Origin of the sequence: [Clostridium] citroniae WAL-17108, assembly GCF_000233455.1 — a bacterium.
GTDB lineage: Bacteria > Bacillota > Clostridia > Lachnospirales > Lachnospiraceae > Enterocloster > Enterocloster citroniae.
Genome location: NZ_JH376420.1, coordinates 1,420,451 through 1,426,494 on the forward strand (window position 1 = coordinate 1,420,451; position 6,044 = coordinate 1,426,494).

Annotated in this window: 4 protein-coding genes and 2 pseudogenes; all 6 read right to left on the reverse strand. The window is 51.2% G+C overall.

Going from position 1 to position 6,044, the window contains the following annotated elements; genetic code table 11:
* Positions 1-10 precede the first annotated feature (10 nt).
* On the reverse strand, positions 11-364 hold the full coding sequence (locus tag HMPREF9469_RS06420; RefSeq protein WP_007860259.1) for a TnpV protein: 354 nt from the start codon (positions 362-364) through the stop codon (positions 11-13).
* A gap of 26 nt (positions 365-390) precedes the next feature.
* Positions 391-2,271 carry a recombinase family protein gene (locus tag HMPREF9469_RS32830; protein WP_007860261.1) on the reverse strand — a complete coding sequence of 627 codons (1,881 nt, stop codon included), beginning with the start codon at positions 2,269-2,271 and terminating at the stop codon, positions 391-393.
* Positions 2,272-2,361: 90 nt separating this feature from the next.
* A pseudogene (locus HMPREF9469_RS32835) lies at positions 2,362-3,318 on the reverse strand (type IV secretory system conjugative DNA transfer family protein); the annotation flags it as partial.
* Entirely contained in the window at positions 3,315-3,788 is a 474-nt protein-coding gene (locus HMPREF9469_RS06435) for a PcfB family protein (RefSeq protein WP_007860263.1), read from the reverse strand. The pseudogene HMPREF9469_RS32835 and the gene HMPREF9469_RS06435, both read right to left, overlap by 4 nt.
* A gap of 36 nt (positions 3,789-3,824) precedes the next feature.
* Complete coding sequence (locus HMPREF9469_RS06440; protein ID WP_007860264.1) at positions 3,825-4,769, reverse strand: DUF6017 domain-containing protein; 945 nt, start codon at positions 4,767-4,769, stop codon at positions 3,825-3,827.
* A gap of 262 nt (positions 4,770-5,031) precedes the next feature.
* Positions 5,032-6,044, reverse strand: a pseudogene (locus tag HMPREF9469_RS06445) (collagen-like protein); the annotation flags it as partial.

Here is a 6,044-nt window from a genome sequence, read left to right on the forward strand (position 1 = left end):
CACCTCCCATTCAGCTGCAAATCAGTTCCCTGATTAAAATTTCCTCAATCTGTGCCGTTAATGTGTTCATCAGCCCCACCCAACGCATAGGATCACAGGCTTTCAGTTCCTCCGTGACACCCGCAGCCTCCATCATGTGAGGTAACATGGTGTCCATACGCTCCTGCGCTGTCCGGTCAATCTCTAACAGGTGTGGATACAACTTCTCGCTCATCAGCAGTTGGTTGTAGAGAATAGGACGATGTTCCTTCAGGTAGGATTTTCGCATCCTGCCGTACTTGCCGATAGAAGTTTCCGGCTGTTCAGAAAGTTTTAGGTTGGGTATATCATAATCTCCACAACGAATGTAAGTCAACTTATTCATATTCATGCTCCTTTGCTCCGTGATGGTTAAACCGCTGCGCTGGCTGCTATGCTGCCTTTGCGCGGTTCTTCTTTAGGCAGCTGGCTAACAGTAGAATAAACGCCTTTTTTCATGTCCTCAGCCCGGATCAGGGATTTCTTAGCGTCCATTTCCGCTTTTTTCTTCGCCTTGATTTTGTCCTCATATCGTTTTTGTGCGCCGCTGGCTTTCCGCTTCAAATAGTTCTGATGAAGCCTGTCCTTGCGTTCTTCTTTTTTCCGCAGTTCTTCCTGTTCCTCCGTGGTTAAAGGAACCGGCTGTAAGGATGGTGGAATATAGCGTCCTAAAAAATTAAAGTAGATTTCAATTTCCTGCGTGGTATCCTGACTGCCTTTTCGGGAGCGTTCATGGACAAGGATTTTCTCTACAAACTCGTTGAGCATGGTATTTGTCAGCGTGTCAAAATTCTCGTACTTATCAATCAGGGCTATAAATTTCTCTGCTGATTTCTGGCTCTGCTCATAGCCGGTAACAGCCTTTTCCAACTCCGCAATTTCAATCTCAAGTGTGTCCTGCTCTTTGGCATACTGTGCATCAAGCGCCTTATATCGTGTATCCGGCAGCTTGCCGAGGGCGTTATCCTCATAGATTTTGCAAATCAGTTTTTCCAGTTCTCCGGCTCTCTTTTGGGCAGTAGCCAGACGCCTGCGCTTTTTCGATATATCGGCACTCTGTTGAGCAACCTGCGTCTCCTGAACAGTGTGAATAAATTCCGTCCGGTCATTTCTCGAATATTCAGCGATAGCCCGGAGTGTGTCGGAAACCAATGTCAGAACAGCACTCTCATTGATACGGTGTTGTGTAAGGCATAGTGTCCCACACGGAACTTTGGTATAATTGGAACAGGTATATTGAGAAATCCGCTTGCCATTGTTGGTGCGGTGGACATACATCTTGCCGCCACAATCGGCACAATAGAGTAAGCCTGTGAGGGGAGCTGCTTCGCCCCAGCCGTTTGGATAACGCCGTACATTGCTGCGGATTTTCTGCACCAGATCAAAGGTCTGCTGGTCGATAATGGCTTCATGGGTATTCTCAAAGATCGTCCACTCGTCCTCAGAAACATAGTGGCTTTTCTTGTCCTTAAAGTGCTTGCGGGTCTTGAAATTGATGGTGTGCCCCAAATACTCTCGTTTTTTCAAAATGTTCACGATGGTAGATGATCCCCATCCATAGGGGTCTTTGACCGGCTTTGAACGGTTCACACCCTCGTTGAAGCGGGCAAGGTGTACGACAGGAATTTCAATCCGGTCTGCGGATAATTTGCAGGCGATCTGATAAGGCCCATATCCCTCCAGCGTGAGGGAAAAGATACGGCGTACCACTTCGGCGGCTTCCTCATCTACCAGCCAATGTTCCCGCTTTTCATCCCACAAGTAGCCGTAAATCACGGTGCCTGTCAGGTGCTTACCGCTCATGCCTTTTGACTTAAACACAGAGCGGATTTTCCGGCTGGTATCACGGGCGTAAAATTCATTCATGATGTTGCGGAACGGGGTAAAATCGTCATCGCCTTTCAGACTGTCCACACCGTCGTTGATGGCGATCAGCCGAACTCCACGCTGCCGCAAAACCTCCATGACCTGACCGACCTTCAGATAGTCGCGCCCCAACCGGCTCATGTCCTTGATGACGATTGCCTCTACACGCCCTGCCTCCACTTCCTCCATCATCGCCAAAAATCCAGGGCGGTCAAAACGGGTGCCTGAGATACCGTCATCGGTAAAGTGCGTAGGGTTTGGCAGTCCATTCCGGCGGGCAAAATCCTCTAACATCTGTTTTTGGTTGGATATGGAATTGCTCTCGCCCTGTAACTCATCGTCCCGGCTCAGGCGCTCGTACAGTGGGGTGATTTTTTCGTTTCTCATAGCTGTACCTCCTGAAACAAAAATGCTCTAAGTGATTGCTTCACTAACCATGACAAAATCATGATTAAGAAGTCACTTAGAGCATATATCACCCGCCGCCAATTTGTATTTTTTATATTGCTTCACCGCGAAATGGTCGGGGCTGCGTTCTTCTAAATCGGCAAAGAGCAGATCAACGGGGCTTTGGTATTCCTCGTCGTCCTCGCGTGCTTCGCTTGCATTGATAAGTTCAAGCAGCGTTGTAAAGTTCATTTCCTCGGCGGGGGCTTCATACCAAATGTAGCCGATCAACGCGCAATATAATAATCTCTCGGCTTTCACCCAAAAATCTTCCGCGCTTTTTTCTCCCTCGCCTTTGGTATTGACAATAAGGGTATTGACAACCTTTAACACGTCCTTTTCGCTGCGGATATAGACAAAGGGGTTATAGTGCATACTTTTCCGAAAGTTTATCGTGTTCAGTACCTTAATGCGGTAGCCTGCCCGTTGCAGCAGCTTTCCGCACTCGATTAGGACGGTGCCTTTTGGGTCGGTCAAGACGTAGGAAGAATGAAGCTGCATTAAATTAGGCTTTACGAAAAACCTTGTCTTGCCGCTGCCGCTGCCGCCGATCACCACGACGTTTTTATTTCTCGCATATTTCGGCTGCTTCGGGCGGCTGTTCATGGTAAGGCGTTCGGTCTGCGTCAAAATGATGTTGTTCTGAAAATCCGGGTCAATGTAGGGCTTTATATCTTCGGCGTTGCCCCATCGGGCAGAGCCGTACTCCGCGCCCTTGCGGTATTTCTTTGCGTTTTTCCCTTTGACATAGACAATCAAGCGGATAACCACCGCGCCTACAATGCCAACAAGCAAATCCAGCGGGTACACGCTCGGCAAGGCGTTTTCAAATGCTGCGGAAAATCCTTTTGTGATATTCAGTATCTTTGCGGATATATCCGCGCCGGGGGCAAGTCGCACCGCCTGTCCGACTTTATCAAAGAGATAGACAAAGAACACATAGGGGATATTCGGAAGTATCAGCTTTTTGTAGTTTATTTGCTTCATATCTCGCGCCCCCTGTCTATTTTCTTTACCTTGTCGCGGGCGGCGTTAAGCTGCTTCGCCTTGTCCTTTGCAGCGGCAAGGGCTTTGCGGATAGAGGGCTTTTTATCCCGGTTCAGCTTCTTTGCGGAAAACTCTTGAAATGCTGCGGTCATAACGTCCGCGTCCCGGCCTTTGAAAAACACAAGGTAACGGGTCTGCTCGCCCTTAACCTTTTTCAGCGAAAAATCTATGTTGTATTTCTTCGCCGTACTCTCAAAGGCTTTAATATTGCTGTCGGTGATCTCGATGTTGGAAACGCCCGCGTTCTGCTTCATAAGCTGGCGCATGGTCTGTTTCCCATGCGCGGGCTTGCTTTTCTGCTCCAAAAACTTTCGGATTGCTTTCTGCAACGCCTGTTCGGTAAGCCGCGCCGCGCCTTTTCCCACTTTGACGTATAGGGCAATCGTTTTTTGGGTTACTTCCTCCTGCAAGGTATCAACTCCTTTCCCGGTAAAGTGTGGCTATGCTCATTCGCCGCCGTAAAAATCGTGATTGACAAGGGCGGTATAGTAGCTGTCAATGGTACTCGGCGCGTTGAACAGCACCGCTTTTAGATACTGCTTGATATTGCGCACTTTGGTTGTGTTTTCCCTCATGCAGTCCAAAACAAATTCAATATGGCTGCTGTTCAGCTTCAAAAACTTGGATTTGACAAGTTCGGCGGGGTAGTCGTCCCCGGCAATACGGATTGTCTTTCGGGCTGTGCAGACGGTTTCCAGCATAAGGTCAACAATCTCATTTAGGCGGTCTGCGTCGATTTTACAGTTTTGAATGAGATGGTCGTATTCGATATTGTCCTTGATAATCTCCCTGTAAATCTCTACTGCGCTATTGCTTTTCGCTTCCGTTCTTTTCCTTTCCGGCGGCGTAGCCGCTTCGTCCTGTGCAAAGGGCAAGGGGTTTGGGGAATGGAAAGGAATGGAATGGGTACTTGATAAATCAGTAATTGATTGTTCTTTACTTGATATATCTTTATTTAATTGCGTTGGATTTTCCAACGTAGGTTTTTCCAACGTTGGATTATCCAATGTTGGATTTTCCAATGTTGGATTTTCCAATGTAGGGTAATCCGATATAGACGGCTGTTCGCCGCTGGTAGCTGCTTCCGGCTCTCGCGGCTGCGGCTGCTCGTATATGACATAATCCGCGCCCCGCAAGCGTCCTTTCTCGTCGCGCTCCCGGCTGCGCACGATATATCCGGCTTTTTCGAGTTCTTTTACCGCTTCGCGGATTGCGTCGATCTTCTCGCGGTTGATGTGAGATAAGCCCGCAAGGGTATAATCCCAATCTTCGGGCAAAGACAGCATTTGCGAAAGCAAGCCTTTTGCCTTTAAGGTGAGTTCCTTATTGCGCAAGTGGTGGTTGCTCATAACGGTATATCCCGTATTGCGTTCCACTCTGAAAACTGCCATGTTTCATCACTTCCTCTCTTGGTCTGCGTGGAATATTAGAAAGCCGTTTTCGGCGGTTTTGGTATTGCAGTATGCCTTTGCCGTTTTTGTGTCTGAAAAGCCTTGTATTGCAAGGGCTTTTTCGCGCCTAACGTTCCACGTTACCGCCTGTTTTCGGGCATAAAAAAACCGCAACTCTTTTCAAGCTGCGGCGACATATCCTACTCACTTAAAAACGCCATATCAAGGCTTGTCCAACCTTGCTACGGCGTTTTAGGTGTAATTATAGGGGTTGTTTAATTGTCTTTAATGTGCTGAAAGCCGCATGGTTACGGCATTTTCCTTGTTGTGCATATATTGACGGGGCAGTAGGGCCGGTCGCTCCTGCCACTCCAGTGACTCCGGTGGCTCCGGTAGGGCCGGTCGCTCCCGCTGCTCCGGTAGGCCCTGTAGGGCCGGTGACTCCGGTGGGGCCGGTCGCTCCTGCCACTCCAGTGGCTCCGGTAGGACCGGTCGCTCCCGCTGCTCCGGTAAGGCCTGTGGGGCCGGTTGCTCCCGCTGCTCCGGTAGGCCCTATAGCGCCCGTTGCTCCGTCCGCTCCATTTGCTCCCGTGGGACCTGTGGCGCCTGTAGAACCGGTGGCTCCATCAGCGCCCGTGGGGCCGGTGGGGCCTATGGCCCCGGTTGCTCCCGTGGGGCCTATAACTCCGGTGGCTCCCGTAGAACCGGTGGCTCCGTCCGCTCCTGTTGCTCCGGTTGCCCCCGTGGGACCTGTAGCCCCACTTACTCCCGTGGGGCCGGTGGGACCTATGCTTCCGGTTGATCCAGTGGAACCCGTAGCGCCAGTTGGACCGGTGGGGCCCGTAGCGCCTGATGCTCCCGTAGCTCCAATCGCTCCGGTGGGGCCGGTTACTCCATCCGCTCCCGTGGGACCGGTAGCGCCTATCGCTCCTGTGGCTCCCGTAACCCCTGTTGCTCCAGTTGATCCCGTTGGACCGGTTGCTCCATTCGCTCCCGTAGCCCCAGCTGCTCCCGTAGGGCCGGTTGCTCCATCCGCTCCCGTGGGACCGGTAGGGCCTATGATTCCCGGTACCCCGGTAGCTCCGGTGGCTCCCGTAGGTCCTGTTGGACCAGTAGCTCCATTTATGCCCGTGGCTCCGGTTGCCCCTGTAGGACCCGTTACTCCATCCGCTCCTGTAGGACCGGTGGGGCCTATTCCTCCATCTGCTCCCGTGGGACCAGTTGCTCCCGTGGCTCCCGTGGGGCCGTTGCTCCATCCGCTCCTGTTGTTCCGGC

Excerpts from the sequence above, each read along its gene's own strand:
- HMPREF9469_RS06420 (WP_007860259.1), bottom strand. The coding sequence starts at position 364 with ATGAATAAGTTGACTTACATTCGTTGTGGAGATTATGATATACCCAAC.
- HMPREF9469_RS32830 (WP_007860261.1), bottom strand. The coding sequence starts at position 2,271 with ATGAGAAACGAAAAAATCACCCCACTGTACGAGCGCCTGAGCCGGGAC.
- HMPREF9469_RS06440 (WP_007860264.1), bottom strand. The coding sequence starts at position 4,769 with ATGGCAGTTTTCAGAGTGGAACGCAATACGGGATATACCGTTATGAGC.